Here is a 16,961-nt window from a genome sequence, read left to right on the forward strand (position 1 = left end):
CCTGTGCTTGTATTGTCGTCAGGGCAATTCAAGTTTTCGGATAGGCACTTAGTAGGCTGGAAATTCACCATTTTGGTGCCAATACTTTCGCCAATCTTGAACACTAAAGTTCTTTCGGTAGGTTTCTACTCCTTTTTCTAAACGAACAATCACAATGCGATCGACTTGTTGCCAATTATCTACTTCCCAACTTAAGCGAATTGGCTCGGTTTTCCCCTCTTGATAGGCAATGTTCTCACTGGGTTTCTCAGGATTCTTCAGGGGAGTGACACCAAATGACAGAATTCCAGGGAGTGGGGGACGGGTTAACCAAAAGAGCAATGCAATCCCAACCAGTCCTAACAAGGGAAGTAGGATCAGTAGCCCCAGAAACCACCAGGGTCGAGCTTTCCAGACGATCGTACCTTGTGTGTCTGGTAATGCTGAGATCGATACGGCTGTAAGGAAAGGATCGCGAGTATTTTCTAGTTCGATCGCAAAGGGAACTTCAATACCCTTGCCTCTAAGCGGACGCTTCCAGCGATGACGAGGTTTGATGTTGAGATCAATCTTAGTAACCTTGCCGGGATCAAGTTCGACCACGCAAGGGTCTGGATTGTAGACAAAAAGCTGATTAAAATCGGCAGCCCGAACAGTGATTTTGCGTTTAATGTTGCCTGAGTTAGTTAACTGAAGCTCAAACTGACCAAGCTCTTGAGGAATTTGGCGCAAGGCTGGCGTGAGATCAGGCTGTAAGCGATCGTCAGGCAACACTTGTAAATACACTACATCCAGAAGAATCAGGTCTTCGTGGTTTCTAGACGTGAGTTGCAATGTCGGAAAGTAACTTCCAGCCAGGGTATATCTGGGCGGATGTAGTAGTAAGGTAATCTTGCCCTGACTTTTGCTGTAAAGCGGCAGCCCATCGGTTTCTTTGACAACACCCAGACCTTCGATCGCGCCTTCGGGATATTGGACAGTAAACCAGGATTTGTCAAGTTCGGGGCAGGTGAGATAAAAGCGATCGACAAGCTTCGATCGATTCTCAACATTGACCTTGATTGCCAACGTTTCTTCTGCGGCTAATAGATAGGGCTTTGTGGACGTAGTAACAGGCTCAACCGTAAATCCTGGCTCCATCTCCAGCGACGAATCTTCGTCAGAAGGAATGACTTGAAGCTGCTGCGATCGCCGCACAGTAGTCCCTGGATGTTGGGCGGACTCAAACACCACGCTGTAGTTATAAAAATCAGGCAGAACTTGCTGTGGAATCTCAAAGCTGAGTGTTACCGTGACTCGATCGCCGCGATTGACTTTAACTAACGGCAGCGGCTTAAACGTGTAGCAGTTGAGCAAGACTTCTGATTTAGTATCATTTGGCTCTAACCAATAATTGACGGTTGCCTCATCCTGATCACCAATGTATTTGATCGTGAGAATGCGATCGCGAATGGCTCCCCGCTTGACTTTGGTTTGCGTGACAGCTACACGGTCTTCAATAATGAGAGGGCTATTACTGACTTGCATTAGAGTTCATGGGTTCACGATAGAGCTTGACTTGATTACCCGGTGCATCACTAGTAACTAGAATAAATTTAGCTTCCGTCTTGATGTCCACACTATGCACTCGTCCAGGAAACTGTTTAAGTTTTTTGACTAGAAAGTGTTCACCATTCTTCTTGAATGACCAAAGATTGATTTGACCGTCATCTCCCACACTAGCCAGATAGTCGCCTTGAGGAGTGATGGCAACCGAACGGATGGGCTTTCCGGCTTCTCCAGCGAGCCAGCGATCGACCTTTGGCATCTCACAAGCTCGAATCGATAGTTTTTTGCCCGCCGTGATTTCACTGATCCTGGAACCCTTTAACGGTAATGGTCTACAGTCGCGTTGATGCCAGTCCCATAGAATAATGTAGCCTTGATTGTCAGCCGTCACGAGAACATTGTTTGCGATCGCCAGACTTTCGATGTAATGTTGTTGCCCTACTATCGGTTTAAAGTTAGCAGTGTTCTCTGATGGATAGGCAATTACCTCCACACTTGATTTCTCCCAATTCCACAACATCAACTGATTAAACTGTCCGGCAACCACTACAAACGAGTCTGACGAAGTAGGACTAGCAACTAAAGACGTAATTGCAAAATTAGTGGTCAGAGTTCTAATAGAGTCTGTGAAATCTTGATTCAAACCCCACTGCCGAATCCGGCTACTTCCGTGACCACTAAACAGATAGTTTGAGTCGCGAGTAAAGGCTAAATCAAAGACGCGATCGTTCCCCGGAAGAATCGTTTTCAGCGTCTTATTCTTCAAAACATCCCAAATTTCAATCGTACCGTTCTCCAGTCCCACAGCAATCTCATTGTTGTTTTCAGGCTTCACCTGGATCACACGCACGCCTCGCTGCTGGTCTTGTCTGATTTGACCTTCATCCTTGAGTTGAGGTTGTCCTAATAGCGGATCAGTCACCTGCCACTGGCGAACGGTGCGATCGCTCGACCCACTAAACACATTACTCGCTGTACCATCAAACCGAACCGATCGCACTGTTGCAGCGTGTTTTGCAGCCGGATTAAAGATTCCATTCAGCCAGAGAAGTAACAGTGCGAGAATGCCACCGCCTAACCATAGAAAAGGAGAAACGATCGGGCGAACTTCTAGTTCCAAACTATGATGACTGGGCACCGATCTGATAGGAATGTTTCGCCCATCTGGGGCATCTAAAATGGCAGCCTTGACCTCAAATTGTAGTCGTTGTCGCAAACACCAGTGGCGCTTTTTTCGAGCAATCAGCATGAGAGGCTGGCTGGGGTCTCCTGGTTTCAGTGTGACAGCATCGGGAAGTAAGAGATTGGCAGCTATGCGATCGTCCTCACTCACCTCTAACTGAACTCGCTGTAGACAATTGCTGGCGTTTTTAAACTCAACCTGATAAGCAGCAAACTCTTTGGCTAAAATCCGTTGCTTTTTGGGCGTACAGTGAAACTCTACAATGCCTGCTGGCGAGACTTCGAGTGTTCCATCCTCAGTCAGAATTCGTCCTTTTCCTTTAATCTCAGGAAGAGCTTCGATCGTAAACGGCACAATCTGCGTCAACAGTTCGGGATCATTCGGCAACCGACAAGAAAAGGTTGCTTTTGTAGGATAGCTGGGTTCTACACGAAGTTTTTGCTCGTTTTGAGTCAACCAGGCAGGAGAAATTCCAGTACAAGCGAGTGTAATATCAATTGCTCTGGGGCTGTAGTTGTAAACCAGCACAGGAATGTCTACTCGATCGCCTGGAGACACTTTAAATACTTTATTCGGCAACACCAAATTTAACGGTTGCTGAGGCTTTTTAATCGTTAGCGTTAGTTTCTGGGTTGTGGTCAGCGATCGTTGCTCAATAGAGAACACCCGCAGCAAGAGATCAATCGTCGTGTCATACACTGGGAGCGGCGATCGCACCACTCTGACTTGAAACGTCGTGCTGGCTCCAGGAGGCTTTTTTGCACAGATTTCTGGCTCTACTTTGTACCAATCTGCGATCGCCGCCGAATCAACTCCCGCTGTCGCTAATGCTACTTGAAAACTGACAAAATCGGGGCTGTTGTTCATGACTGTTACTTCAAACTCACCGCCTTGGTCTTCAACGTCCAACCCATCTGAGCCAGGGGTAAGCGTCAGATTTCGACGAGTTACTTCAACTTTAACGGGATTAAACACCTGTCAAACTCCTCGCTGCAAGATCGCCGAATCATCCCACTGAGCCAGCCGCTTGTACTGTCGCCGTTGCCAGAAAAAGTGTAGTAGATTAATTCCAAATTCCTGTGCTTCTCGAATCTCGGAGCGTTTGAGCGGTAACGTTTCAGTCAATCCCCAACTTGGAGACAGCCGCCCTTCAATTACAACAATCCCACCACTGTTATACACCTGAACAGGGTGAGAGTGAACAGTAGGCAACGCACCAAATAGAAAGGGCGATCGACGCAGTAGATGCTGACGAGGTAGCTGATCCCAGGGAACTAGCTTCGAGGTCGCCAGTTGTTGAAGCTGTTGTTGAAGTTGTTGTTGAAGTTGGGTAGAACTATTGCGATCGTCGATCACAGAAGTTTCGATCAGCAATCCTCCTCCCGTTTGAAGGTAGTGGCTTAACGCTGTCCATTCATCGCGGTTTAGTTGCTCCAGTCTTGTAGCATCTGATAAGTAGAGCATGTCATAGTTCGCTAACTTCTCAGTCAGATTGACGATTGCTACCTCAGAATCACCCTGTAACGCAGGATAGAGACTAAACACCGACTGCATTAGCTCAGATAAATTGGCTCGACTTTGTTGATAGAGTGTGTAGGTGGCTAAATCGCTGTCAGCATCCGTATGAAGACTGGGTTTGATTTGTCCAGCTCTGATGACTCCTTGAGCGCGAGGCTGCGCCGATCGCCGATAGCGAAAGTCTAGTTGGTTCACATCGGGCGCAAACTCATCAGAAGGCACAGCTAATCGAATGGGATCAATCAGTTCAATCCGACAAAGCTCAACCTGCTGGGCGTGAGGAGCCTCTGTGATCTGATCTATCCGGAACCACTCCCGCAGCGTTTCCTCATTGTTTCGAGGGGTACTTTGAGGTTCAGCATAGCTAATCACTACATACAGCGTCAGATGGCGACCAGACGAGCGGGCAATAATCGGATAGGTGCGATCTGTGTCGGGGTCAACAATAATGGGATTGCCTTGAGAGTCGATCGCGATCCCCGGCTCAATTTCTAACCAGTGAGGAAACTGCGCTTTGTAGTCTTGATCCAGATGCTCTGGTGGCGCAATCACTCGCACACCCAATCCACACACAATTCCAGGCTGATAAAGGGATTGAAACTGTAAATTTTGGCGTTGTCGATGATAGTGATCTGCCATCTGCCAGCGCCGCGAATTCATCATCAATCCATCATAGACATGCAGACGTTTTAACGGGTCTGGAGAAGGAAAGGGGAGGGGAGGAAAGGATGACACGATGTTCTCAATTTCATTAAGTTTGCAGTTAGAATTTAATCGAATTTTTACTGAACCTGGGCTTCTTCGAGTTTGGCTTTATTGAGGATGGCATCTCTCAAATTTGCGTCTTTCAGATTGGCATTGCGGAGATCTGCCCCGGTCAAGTTTGCCTTCCGAAGATTTGCCCCTTGAAGGTTGGCTCCACTCAAATCAGCTTGGCTCAAATTGGCTCCGCTTAAGTTTGCACCACTGAGGTTTGCATCATTGAACTTAGCGCCGCTTAAATTAAGTTTGCTAAGATTCGTCCGGCTAAGATTAGTGTCTTCCAAGAAAGCGCCCTGAAGCCCCACTCCTCGAAGATTTAGACCTCTAAAATTGATGCCATTTAGCGTACAGTTGGTAAGGTTAGCGTTGTTGAGAATGGCACGATCGAGCTTTGCGCCCGTCATAATACAGCCATTCAGTATCCCATTACTCAAATCAATTCCACTCAAGTTCGCATTTGTAAAGTCAACATTATCTGATGTAATTCCTCTTAGATTTGCGTTAGTTAAGATTGCGTCATTAAATTTAGCTCCCGTGAGCGTTGCTCCGCGTAGATTTGCTTTTTGTAAGTTTGCGTTGTAGAGAATTGCTCCTTCTAAGTTTGCTATAAATAAATTTGCATTCTGTAAGTTGATTCGCGTCAGTTCTGCTTTCTGTAACTTGGCGTTGCTCAAATCTGCGCCTGAGAGATTCGCACCTTCCAACATTACTTGTTTCAAAACTGCTCCACTCAGATTTACACCGCGAAAATCTGCATTGCTAAAATCTTTACCTGCGATCGGTTGATTCAGCATTTCCCAGGTCGATCGCCATTTCTCGTCTAAAGCAGTTCGATCGTCGATCTTCGTGTCTTTTAGAATTGCACCTTGCAGTTGCGCTCCCGTCAGATTAGTTCCCTGAAGGTCAGCACCGCTTAGATCTGCATTTTTCAGGTTAGCATTCTGAAGATTTGCGCCCTGAAGGTTTGTGTTTTTGAGACTGCTATTGCTCAGATCTGCTTTGCTCAAATTTGCGCCTTGAAGATAGAAGCTCCGCAGATTGGCAGCCCGTAAACTACAACTCTCACAGTTGCGGGTTTCTTTTAGTCGCTTGACGGGTGCTGTATCTGGAGTAGAAACAGACGCATCCGCAAAAACAAAGAGCAATAAGGGAAGACAGACCGTAATCTGAATGCTCCACGAGCTCAATAAACGTTTGATCCCCATGACATGACCCTGATTTGAAGTAAATAGCTTGATCTAGCCATATGTTATGAAGCTACTCAACAGATATACTGATTTCTCAAATTCTGCAACCGTAAAGGAATAATCAGTCATAATGCTAAAGGAATCATCAATAAGTTCATTAACCATTCAAGTCATTTCTTGATCGCAAGATTGTATTCATTAGCTTGCACGATTGTATTCATCTCAGCGTTACAACCTCTTTGTTACAACGTCTTTGGAGTGTCAAAATGCAACACGTCTGTCAATGGTTAAGCGTCACAACAGCCGTTACAAGCCTCTGTACTGATTCGTTGCAAGTCATTAGTTGACTGCAAGATTGATTGCAAAATTGTATTGATCAGATCACAAGATTGTATTCATTTCAAAGTTACAATATCTTCGGAGTGTCAAAAATGCAGCACGTCCGTCAACGGTTAAGATTTACAACAGTCGTTACAAATCTCTGCACTTATTCGTTTTGGGTGACAGCGATTTTATGGGGAGTGGCAAAATCAGGACTGACTGAACCTGCTAAAGAATTTGAATTTAAAGACTTTAATTTTTGGGCAGATCAGTGCCGATCGCTCTCTTTAGAAAAGCTCTATCCAGAAGCACTACAATCTTGCGAAAAAGCGATTTCCTTAAACCCTGAGAAAGATAGGAAGAAACAACAGCAAGCCACTCTCGATCTCTGGAAACTCCGCAGTGATGCTCTGTTGAACTTAGGACAGTATCAAGACGCGATCGGCTCCTATGATTATGTCCTGGGCATTCAACCCGCCTACTCTTCAGGACTGACGCAACGCTGTGATGCCCTGGCTCGATTGGGGCGATATGAGTCGGCGATCGCTTCCTGTGATCAAGCCTTGCGAGTCGATGGAGAGTGGGGCGAACTGAATCCAGCAGTGGCCTGGTCGAGTCGAGGTAAAACCCTGCGAAAAATGGGGCAGTTAGAAGACGCGATCGCTGCCTATGACCAGGTTTTATCCATCACACCGACTAATTACACAATTCAAGCCGAACGCTGTGAAACAATTTTAGTGTTCAAAAAGACTCAAACTACAACACTCAGCCAAACTGCTGACCCAAAGCTTCAAGAGGCATTAGAACGAACCCAAGAAGAGGAGAAAACTTGTACGAATGCACTAACTATAAGCATTCAGCAAGCAGAAACAGACAAGCTACAATTATCCCCACTCTTCCGGTACAAACAAGGACTGATTGCAAGGCAGCAAGGTCGCTTTCCAGATGCAAAAGCTGCTTTTGAAAAAGCAGTCGTTGGTTACGAAAATGCTTTAGCAAACAATCCCAATGATCCCCTTTTATGGACTTATCAAGGGATGGTACTCGAACAACTAGGGCAAGATGCCAGAGCTTTAACATCCTATGAACGAGCCATTCAACTACGTCCTAATTCGACGATCGCTCTCGTCAACCAATGCGCTGTACTCAATCGCTTGCGTCAGCCTCAAGCGGCTCTGACTGCCTGTGACAATGCTTTAAAGGGTGACGGATTATGGGAAGAGAGTAACTCAGCCTATGCTTGGAGTCAACGAAGTAGCGCCCTACTAGGATTACAGCGTTATGAAGATGCAGTTGCTTCGGCAGATCGTGCGATCGCGCTTTCCATAACAGATGCCGAAACTCTAAACTACAAAGCGATCGGACTATGGTATCTCAGTTCAACTGAGTCGCCGTCTAGATTACAGCAGGCCCAAGAGGACTTAGAAAAGATAGCTCAAAATTCTCAGTATCCTCAAGCGCTACTCACGTTAGCTAGAATTTACAGCACTCAGAACAATCGAGAAGAAGCTGCTAAACATTATCAAAAAGCCCTGGAAGCCTATGATGCAGCAATCAAAACAGAACTCAAAGCGGATGACCCCCTGTTCTATGCCGATCTATTAACGAATTACGCAGTGGCTTTATGGCACCTCGGTCGCAAGGGTGAGGCATTGAGCAAAGCAAAAGAGGCCGCAACCTGGAACCCTCGATCGTTTGAAGTTCATTTTAACTATGGAACAATTGCGCTAAGTTTAGCGCTAAGGTTAGAAGACTACTCCAAAGCTCTAGCTGCTTTTCAGAAAGCGAATCAAATTCAACCCAACAACGTGCTTGTCATGACAGGACTGGGGACATCATTGTTTAAACTAGATAGAAAACAAGAAGCGATCGCAGCCTTAAAAGCAGCTTTGGCTATTAACCCAACCTCTGAGCCTGCTCGAACCACATTAAAAAAACTCATTACACAACAAATTAGTCAGCCAACGAACGGGAGTACGGAAAAGGGGAAATAGCGGGATGATCACTTTCTCAACATTCAGCCCCTTCTTAAACAACAAGCCATATCTACCCTCAAGTTCATGCCACCGCCATCGCAGACTCAAATGACTCAAATGAGCTTACGGGGAGAAAGAACTACTCTTGAACGCTCTAAGATTGGCTTCTACCGCACTGAGAAATCCCTGGTCGTTAAGCATCTCTGCTGGCAGTCGATTTGTATTAATTGCGGCTTGAACGATATCTCTAGCACTCAATTGTCCTTGACTATGCGCGGCAATGAGAAAACCGTAACCTGGAATCCCTTGATTGCGAAAAGCACCTCGATACGCCATAGATGCTAGCTCAAATGCATTCATTGACAATGTTGTAGAACGATCGCCAACCATAGGTTCTGGGGCAATAGACTGGGCTTTGACCTCTGCAATAGTCAACATTATCGTTAGCAGAAACAATCCACTGGTAAATATAAAACGCAGCATTTACTTACTCCTTTAGAGAACATAAGGTGGTCTATAATCCGTTCAGACGACGAGGGTTAGTCCTGATTTTTAGAGGCTGGAAAATAATTTAATGCTCTTGAAGGTTTTTGCACATCAAGCAGAGGAATCGTCATATTTTTGGTGCGTAACCCAGGACAGACAATTCTATAAAACCATTCAAGAATCTTAGCTAAGGAGTTACCGTCCAACGGTGCTAGAAGCCAGTCCCTTGAATCGAGCAACTAGGTAGGGAGGTGCCGTCTCATCTTTACCTCCGTTGAAAAGAGGTGATAAATGCAGTTTGGAAGTTACTACATACAGATATCCATTGGGGGCAATACAAATTCCGTCGGGCCAGCGCAGAGCATTCACATCATTGATTAACTTTGAATATCGACCATTGTTTGCGGTAACGCCGATCGCACTACCTTCCAGATCAGTGATGTAGACGTTACTTTGAGAATCAACAGTGATGCCCCCGCTCAATGGCTTCTCTCCATATCGCTCGACTCTAGCAGCGAGATCCGTGGATGGCATCTCGTCATTTGATAAATTTGTCGTTTGGATGCGGTAGAGCGATCGACTATGCATTGCACCAAAATAGACCCACTCGTAACTAGGATCAATCGTAATTGGATTGACTCCCAAACGAGGCTCAGACAAGGTGCCGTCCGAGTTCTTTCGAGTCAGCTTCCGTCCTTCAACCGTCATGCTGACCTCTTCAAAAACGACGCTCTGATGCCCTTGTAAAACTCGTCGAGATCGACCAGTCTTCAAGTCTACGATCACAAGAGCGGACGTTGTTGGAGTGCCGACATCTGAGATATAAACTTGGCGGTGTTTAAGATCGATCGCCAGGTCATTAAGAAACGAGCCTTTGAGCGTGGTTGGGTAAGGCAGATGGATCACTTGATCAAGCGCATTTCTATGCGTGTCCCAAACCACCAGCTTCGGAGTTCCTTTCTGACGCATTCCATTGTCCAAGAGCCAAACTCTCCCATCAGAGGTTGCTCTCAAACCCAACACTGAATCTAATCCCACTCCAAATGAATTTGGGGCACGACTCCAAGTGTCGTTGGGAAAGGGGCGGATTTGTCCACTTGGTAATAGTTCAATCACGCGATCGTCAGGCTGTGCAAATTGATGTTGGCTGATTAGAATACGACCCTTATCGGTAACTGCAATGTTTCCTGGCATCTGTTGTAACTCCGCCAAAACTTCCAGCTTTGAGGGTTGAGAATGGGTCGCGATCGCAATTATCAAACCCAGAACCAGAACAACTAAACCTGCGATCGCAACTCTCCACACGACATGAATATCAAAACGAAACAACCGTCTCACAGCAGCATTTTTCACGGCTCAATTTCCTCCAACTGCTTCAAGTGATGCTCTTTATCGACCAATTGCGCTGGGTGAGAGGGGCTTAAACCGTACAATCTGATAAGGTGGCTTAGAGACATCACGCCCTCCGTTGAGGGCAGCATGGCGATGGAGTTGATTCACTGTGACATAAAAATAACCATCCGGCCCATAGCTCATCCCGTCTGCCCAGTTTAGAACGGCGTTGTCTTGGTAAAGTACTCGATATTGACCATTTGATGAAGTGACTCCGATCGCATTTTGATTGACATCGGTAATGTAGACGTTACCAGCGCCATCAGCAGCGATTCCGTCACTGACTGCTTTTTCTCCATAGCGTTCTACTTTTGCACCCATTTGGCTAGGAGAGAGACTGGAGTTAATGAGATCTTTCGTTCGGATTCGATAGAGCGATCGACTGTTCATTGCGCCATAGTAAACCCATTCGTTTTTGGGGTCGATTGTAATCGGGTTTAACCCTAAGTCTGGCTTTACCCATCCTCCTTTTCCATCAGAGACGGTTTGAGCCTGATTATCAATGAGAAAGTTTGCCTTTTCAGGTTGAAGGCTCTGGTGATTTTCTAGTGCTCGACGGGACGCACCAGTTTTGAGATCAACAACGATAATGGCTGGATTGCTCACGCCCACTAAATCTCCGCGTGACATATCAGCAATATAAATCGCTTGATTGTCCAGATCAACCGCGAGATCTTGCATAAACGAATTTGGCTGGAAGGCAGGCTCCGGAATCGAAATGATTCGAGCAAGCTTATTTTGGCGAGTGTCCCAGGCAACTAGCTTTGGCTTGGAACCATTAACACCCCCTTTATCTAGCATCCATACAACTCCATTTTTATCAGACTCTAACCCAATCACAGCATCGACACCCTGCCCGTTTGCATCTGGTGCTTGGCTCCATTGTGCATTAGGAAAGGGCTTTGTGCTGCCGTCTGGAAGCAGTTCAACCACTCGGTTCTTTGGTTTACCAAAGGGATGAAGACTCATAATAATGCGACCATCTGGAGTGATCGCTAGGTTGCCTGGGCGCTCCGATAGCTTGGCAATGATCTCAACTTGTCCCTGCGCCGCTTTCGACAATGCCTGAAAGCTTGAAGGCTGCGTCTTCTTGAAGGTAGAGGATAGGCTGGCTGTTGCCATGCGAAAATGTCCTGAGAAGTTTCCGTATAGGACAACGATCGTCAGAATTAATCCGGACAGAATCAGGCGTTTAGAATTCACAAACTTACGGTTCACAGTATCTTCTCCCTATGGCTTCTGTGCAATCAAGTTGAACTGGATACAAGCAAGATGGGCACCTCACCCTGTTGTTCAATCAATTATCCAAGAGGTTCAATCTTCTATTACAAAAAGCAAGAACCGGGCTGGCTTATGGTCGCTTGGATATACAAATTCTATGCACTAATGCATCAGCAAATCTTGAGGTACTGCACAGGCATTAATGTTGTTTGTCAACTTTGGTGATCACAAATCAATGCGTATCACAATTTTGCCAAAATGGGCTTTGCGCTCCATATACTCAAGTGCAGCTTTGGGTTCTTGAAACGGGAAAACACGATCGACAACCGGGCGAATTTGACTGTAGTTGATGGCTTGAATCATTGCCTCAAACATCTCGCGACTGCCCACGTAGATGCCTTGCACACAAATGCCTTTGTGCAGGATTGCAACCGTGCTAATTTCGGCTTTGAATCCTGATAGCACTCCGATTAGACTAATATGACCGCCGTAGCGAACTGCTTGTACCGATTGATTAAATGTGTTTGCACCCCCAACTTCAATGACCCGATCGACCCCGACTCCATTCGTTAATATTGAGATTTTTTCTGACCAGTTCGGAACTGTCTCGTAATTTACGCCCGCGATCGCGCCCATTTGAATTAAGCGATCGAGCTTGGCATCGTTGCCAGACAAGGCAATTACCTGTACCCCCATGATCTTAGCAAACTGAAGCGCAAACAATGACACACCGCCAGATCCCAGAACTAACAGCGTTTCACCAGACCTTAATCTGCCATCCGTCGTCAGCGCATTCCAGGCTGTGACTGCTGCACAGGGAAGGGTTGCCGCCTCTTCGTCGGTAAGATGCTCTGGGATACGAACAACACCTGTTTCGGGTAGTGCAACATACTCAGCAAGCATTCCATTGATCGAGCCACCACCAAGCGCTGACTTTGATTTTTCCGCGCTAAAAGATCCATCGATCCAGGACTGCATAAAAATGCCTACGACCCGATCACCCACCTTAACGCGCGTTGCGCCTTCGCCCACTGCTACGACCTCTCCAACGCCATCAGAAAATGGAATAAACGGAGACTTGTACGCACCATATGCCCCCTTAACAACCAATAAATCGCGGTAGTTAAGTGACACAGCCTTCATTTTCAACAACACGTATCCGTCCTTTAATTCCGGTTCTGTACGCTCTACAAGAGTTAAAGCTTCCAATCCTGCTTTCTCGTGAACTTCCCAAGCTTTCATACTTTACTCCTTCAATGAATACTACTCAACTTGTGTGATGTGTCTAGGATTTCCCAATTGAGCCACCCGACCCAGAAATAAATCAGGACTCAGCCGTGATCGCCAGCTTTGCCCGCCGCATCTGCCGAAGTCCTTGCAGCGCAAGCACTAACAACGCAGCACCAATTAGCGTTGTCCCAACGGAATCAGCCACTCCAGGGCGTTCACCCAGTTGTATCCAAGCCGATAACACACCAACGATCGGGGTTGCGAGTGTTCCTAATCCTGCAACACCCGTTGAAAGCTGCCGCAATACGTATGTCCAGAGCAACCAAGACAACGCTGTTCCCGGAATGATGTTGTAAATCAGGGCACCGATGAACGCATTAGACCAGACTATGGGTGCGCTGGGAGTTGAAAGCGCGATCGCAACTAGGGGAATACTACCAAACAAGGTTTGCCAAGCTGTGAGCGATAGCAGATCTAACTTGCCAGTTTGATGCAGTTTTTTAGCTACGATTGCACTTGCTGCCCAACTAATACCCGACAATAGTGCTAACGCTTTGCTAAAAAAACTACCGTTCCAATGTAGAGGATCGAGAATGAACAGCAATCCAACGCTGCCAAAAGCAACTGCAATCCACTGCATTCCTCGAATTCTTTCTCCAAGAGCAACCCAACCGAATAGCAAGGCCCAAAAAGGCATCGTGTAAACGAGAACTGCTGTTTTTCCGGCTCCACCACTGACTAGTGCCCAAGTTGCAAATCCAACAAAGCCGGACGTTTGCAGTAAACCCAACAAGAACGTACCAAAGACGGCTTTTGGCTGAAGCGGTTTCTTGAGAACAATCAGTACAGCAAACAGCGTCAAAGCACTGAAAAAAGTACGAAGTGCGGAAAATTCAATTGGATCGGCGTATCTGACGGCAACCTTCATGATCACCCAGTTATAACCCAAAATTCCTGACAGCAAAATTAGGGCTGCGATCGCAAAGAATTTAGAGCGATTCTGATCTGGCATACTTACTCTTAAATGAACGTAATTGACTTGCTTCAACTCAAGGCTTGATTCATTCGAGGATTACTGTTCGGTAGGTAGTCATATTGAATATTAGATATAGTGCAAGCAAGATGGTCGCACTATAATCGACAATATAACTACGCATACTTACTTAGCGATTGGGTAATGAGCGTTATTGAGGCACCAATGCCTTAGGCAGCTTGAAGCATCGATTGTGAAGCATCAAGTCGCCGACGGATAATAATTTGGTGGGACTGGACACTGGACAAGTCTTCTGCTAACAGTTCTAGATCCTGAGCTTCAACACTGTTTCTCACGCGCTGAATCAGGTTTGACCGTTCCTCAACACTCATTTTTGCAGCACAGAGCGGTTTGTGACGGTTCGCATCAATCAATCGCTTTCCCCATTCAATAAGTGGGTGATCAGTATCAAACGGCAATTGCTGGATGTGTTCGAGTTGCTTTACGAGTTGGGTATAACGTGGTTGATCTTGTTGTTGAACTGCCTCAAACAGGGCAACTCGCAGCGAGTTGTCAGATTCGGTAATACATCCCTCAAAGTAGAGCCGATCAAGCCGTGCGAGTATCACTGATGCTTGCCCTAACTCGCTTTCTTCGGCTTCGTCCCGAATCTTCAGGATGGTTTCAATGTTGTCAGGTTTAAAAGGGCCGTGAAATCCAGTTTGATAGTCCATATAGCGTAGAATCTGTGCGCCACCTACACCTACACCATCAACACCCGTGTGAACTGCTTTTGGCAAATGGTGAAATCGGAAACCTGCTGAAAAGTAGGTCAGTAGACCAAGTTCGTGGGCAGTATGAACTAACTCAACAGCTTCAGCATGAGACAGTTGTTCTAATACACAGGCGCTTGGATAAGTATTTGCTGTACCGTCCCAAGTCACCTTGTCAAAACCACCCTCCGCAGCCAGCTCAATCCCTAGCTTTGCGATCGCCATGCGTTGCCGCACCCAAACTGGCTTACCGTGATGCTTACGTCTCGTTTCTTCACGATCATCCAAAATCGGCGTATTGATATTGAATGCGGCAGAAAAAACTTGAGATGTCTTGTCCAGTCTAGTTGCACCCACTAAACACTGCATGAATCGAATCGCTTCAGTTGCAGTCACTTGCTCAATGGCAATCTTGCACTCTGCTAAACCATCCATAAACATGGCAGTGCAAGCACTCGAAAAAGTGTTGACCGCTTTAAGTAAACTTGCCTCAAAGTGTTTACTCTCAAACACCGGACGGCCAACATACGAAGAACAAGGTGCGTCAGAGCCAACGTGTAATCGCACTTTTGCCACTGCCTTAATTGCAGGGATACGGTAAGGCTCCATTTGATTGCGGTCTTGATACTTGCCGCGCTCTAAATGTTCAATATGAACTACAACCCCCTTCATACGATCTAAAGTTTGGGCAGTGCCAAAGAGGTGCCCCTCACCAGGGTCAGTAATCGACATGTAAGTTTGCACACTACGAAATCCAGAGTTGCCCCAAGGACGGTACGGGTAGACCAGTCGCTTTCCTTCCTCTAATAATTGATAGGCAACTCGAATAGCTAGAAACTCGACCCAAGAAGGCTTTCGCTGATTGCACCGTAATGCTTCGAGTAATGCAGCAACTGAGCGGAGCAGAATTGTGTTTCCAATGTGATTTCCAGTACTTCCATTGGTAGCTGCATACTGCTGATCATTCCATGCAATTTCCGAGTCCTTTATCCTGATCTTGAGATAATTTTCATCCGCCTCCACATCAAAATCGGAACTGTCCCGATCTTCCAACAAATTTAGCCAATCAGATTGAACGGCAAAGATTGTGAAGCAAGCTTTTAGATAAGTCGTTGCTGCATCAGAATTAGCAATTGCTTGTAGACATACATCAATATGATGCTCTAACGGACTAAGATCTGGGAAGAGGTAGACAGCCTTCTTGAGGGCACGTCTCACTTCAAACTGGTACTCCTCAGTTGTGTAGTGTTTTGGTAAAGCATAAGGCTCATGTTTGACAAAATCTTTGTCGTGCTTCACGGTTTCTAGGGTCTTCGAGACGTATAGATCCTGAATAAAATCCAGTAGATTTTGAAGAATTACGCGACGAAATTTACCTTTACTTAGCACAAAATAAGACATGGCTAGTTACCTCCTAAGACAAAGAGAATTCACAATTCTTACTTGCTCGGATTTGATTCTTGTTAACAGATAAAGTGCTTTATTCTGCAAAACTATTCTTCAATGCAAAAGTCTTGCACTTGTGATCTGTTCCTTCTAACAATAGGTTAGAGTTGATTCATTTCCAATGCATTATTTAGTTCTAAAGGTGACATATTTTTACTTTTATGACTAATTCTTAATAGAGTTTAGTCAGTCCAAATTGATTGATCAAACGAAGAGTGATATATTTGGATTCTAGTTGTGTTCTTGAACACAGTGATGTCTTTTAAAAATGACTATTGAATCAGCTTTCTTAGAAGCGACAAAAATAGTTTAGGATCATTAGAGATGAAAAATAAAATCTTAGAGCTGGCAGCACAAACGCTTCGGACTGGTGGTTATGAAGCTTTGAGCTTTAGCACTATATCTGAGCAGCTTAATATCAGTAGGGCAAACATTCATTATCATTTCAAGAGTAAAGAGAACCTTGCTCTTGAAGCGGTTAACCAGTATATGGCTAATGTTGAAAATAAGTTTGAGCAGTTAAGTCAGCGCTACGCGGGAAACTGCCGCGCAATTTTTCAGTCATTAGATGACAACTTGTGGATGAATCTGACTGAAGATGAGTATCAAGGGTTTTGCATGTGTTTGAATATTGTCATCGGACAGAGTTGGATTCCTCAAAGCTTAAAAGACCGAGCCACTCAGCATTTTGAGCAGCTTGTTAAATTATTTGAGCAGGTGATTAAAGATGCACAAGCGTCAGGTCTAATTAGTGAGCAGTCTAGTGCGGAAGATTTAGCACGCGAAGCAATGCTAGTTCATTTTGGGATTGCTCAACTTGCAATGACTTTACAAAAAGAGAGGGAAGCACAGTCGTTTTCGCGCAGATACATGAAATTATGGCTTGACCGATTGTTAGAGCAACCCAAGACGGCAGTGAATTTGACCGAAACAAGTAACTGAATCTCAGCACTCAGCAGCATCACC

The 16,961-nt window shown here is 45.7% G+C and carries 12 protein-coding genes; 2 read left to right on the top strand and 10 right to left on the bottom strand.

Annotated features, from left to right (window positions below; all coding sequences use genetic code 11):
- Positions 1–48 precede the first annotated feature (48 nt).
- From ACKFKF_RS23280 to ACKFKF_RS23295, 4 genes are read right to left on the bottom strand one after another with little or no spacing between them, the layout of a single operon-like run.
- On the bottom strand, positions 49–1,506 hold the full coding sequence (locus tag ACKFKF_RS23280) for a COG1470 family protein (RefSeq protein WP_446869875.1): 1,458 nt from the start codon (positions 1,504–1,506) through the stop codon (positions 49–51).
- A complete protein-coding gene (locus ACKFKF_RS23285; RefSeq protein ID WP_446869876.1) occupies positions 1,493–3,685 on the bottom strand; it encodes a hypothetical protein in 2,193 nt (730 codons plus the stop codon). Before ACKFKF_RS23285 ends, ACKFKF_RS23280 begins: the two co-directional genes overlap by 14 nt.
- Before the next feature lie 3 nt (positions 3,686–3,688).
- Complete coding sequence (locus tag ACKFKF_RS23290) at positions 3,689–4,963, bottom strand: DUF4159 domain-containing protein (protein ID WP_446869877.1); 1,275 nt, start codon at positions 4,961–4,963, stop codon at positions 3,689–3,691.
- A gap of 47 nt (positions 4,964–5,010) precedes the next feature.
- Positions 5,011–6,177: a pentapeptide repeat-containing protein gene (locus ACKFKF_RS23295; protein WP_446869878.1), complete on the bottom strand. Its 1,167-nt coding sequence runs from the start codon at positions 6,175–6,177 to the stop codon at positions 5,011–5,013.
- Between the two features lie 431 nt (positions 6,178–6,608).
- Between ACKFKF_RS23295 and ACKFKF_RS23300 the strand changes: the two genes are divergently transcribed.
- Positions 6,609–8,492, top strand: a complete 1,884-nt coding sequence (locus tag ACKFKF_RS23300) for a tetratricopeptide repeat protein (RefSeq protein ID WP_446869879.1) — start codon at positions 6,609–6,611, stop codon at positions 8,490–8,492.
- A 105-nt stretch (positions 8,493–8,597) separates the two neighbouring features.
- On the opposite strand, the gene ACKFKF_RS23305 is transcribed toward ACKFKF_RS23300, so the two are convergent.
- The 6 genes from ACKFKF_RS23305 to ACKFKF_RS23330 all read right to left on the bottom strand — a co-directional run bounded on the left by ACKFKF_RS23305 (position 8,598) and on the right by ACKFKF_RS23330 (position 15,950).
- The gene (locus tag ACKFKF_RS23305; RefSeq protein ID WP_446869880.1) at positions 8,598–8,957 is read right to left on the bottom strand and encodes a hypothetical protein; all 360 of its coding nucleotides are present in this window, start codon (positions 8,955–8,957) and stop codon (positions 8,598–8,600) included.
- 198 nt (positions 8,958–9,155) lie between these two features.
- On the bottom strand, positions 9,156–10,313 hold the full coding sequence (locus ACKFKF_RS23310; RefSeq protein ID WP_446869881.1) for an L-dopachrome tautomerase-related protein: 1,158 nt from the start codon (positions 10,311–10,313) through the stop codon (positions 9,156–9,158).
- A gap of 36 nt (positions 10,314–10,349) precedes the next feature.
- A complete protein-coding gene (locus ACKFKF_RS23315) occupies positions 10,350–11,570 on the bottom strand; it encodes an L-dopachrome tautomerase-related protein (protein ID WP_446869882.1) in 1,221 nt (406 codons plus the stop codon).
- Positions 11,571–11,798: 228 nt separating this feature from the next.
- Complete coding sequence (locus ACKFKF_RS23320; RefSeq protein WP_446869883.1) at positions 11,799–12,815, bottom strand: zinc-dependent alcohol dehydrogenase family protein; 1,017 nt, start codon at positions 12,813–12,815, stop codon at positions 11,799–11,801.
- 82 nt (positions 12,816–12,897) lie between these two features.
- A complete protein-coding gene (locus ACKFKF_RS23325) occupies positions 12,898–13,815 on the bottom strand; it encodes a DMT family transporter (RefSeq protein ID WP_446869884.1) in 918 nt (305 codons plus the stop codon).
- Between the two features lie 191 nt (positions 13,816–14,006).
- On the bottom strand, positions 14,007–15,950 hold the full coding sequence (locus tag ACKFKF_RS23330) for a hypothetical protein (protein WP_446869885.1): 1,944 nt from the start codon (positions 15,948–15,950) through the stop codon (positions 14,007–14,009).
- Between the two features lie 369 nt (positions 15,951–16,319).
- On the opposite strand from ACKFKF_RS23330, the gene ACKFKF_RS23335 reads away from it, so the two are divergent.
- A complete protein-coding gene (locus tag ACKFKF_RS23335; protein WP_446869886.1) occupies positions 16,320–16,937 on the top strand; it encodes a TetR/AcrR family transcriptional regulator in 618 nt (205 codons plus the stop codon).
- Positions 16,938–16,961: the final 24 nt, after the last annotated feature.

It is taken from the genome of Phormidesmis sp. 146-12 (genome assembly GCF_052939495.1).

Coding starts and splice junctions, on each gene's coding strand:
- ACKFKF_RS23280 (WP_446869875.1), bottom strand. CDS start 1,506: ATGCAAGTCAGTAATAGCCCTCTCATTATTGAAGACCGTGTAGCTGTC.
- ACKFKF_RS23300 (WP_446869879.1), top strand. CDS start 6,609: ATGCAGCACGTCCGTCAACGGTTAAGATTTACAACAGTCGTTACAAAT.
- ACKFKF_RS23305 (WP_446869880.1), bottom strand. CDS start 8,957: ATGCTGCGTTTTATATTTACCAGTGGATTGTTTCTGCTAACGATAATG.
- ACKFKF_RS23320 (WP_446869883.1), bottom strand. CDS start 12,815: ATGAAAGCTTGGGAAGTTCACGAGAAAGCAGGATTGGAAGCTTTAACT.
- ACKFKF_RS23325 (WP_446869884.1), bottom strand. CDS start 13,815: ATGCCAGATCAGAATCGCTCTAAATTCTTTGCGATCGCAGCCCTAATT.
- ACKFKF_RS23330 (WP_446869885.1), bottom strand. CDS start 15,950: ATGTCTTATTTTGTGCTAAGTAAAGGTAAATTTCGTCGCGTAATTCTT.
- ACKFKF_RS23335 (WP_446869886.1), top strand. CDS start 16,320: ATGAAAAATAAAATCTTAGAGCTGGCAGCACAAACGCTTCGGACTGGT.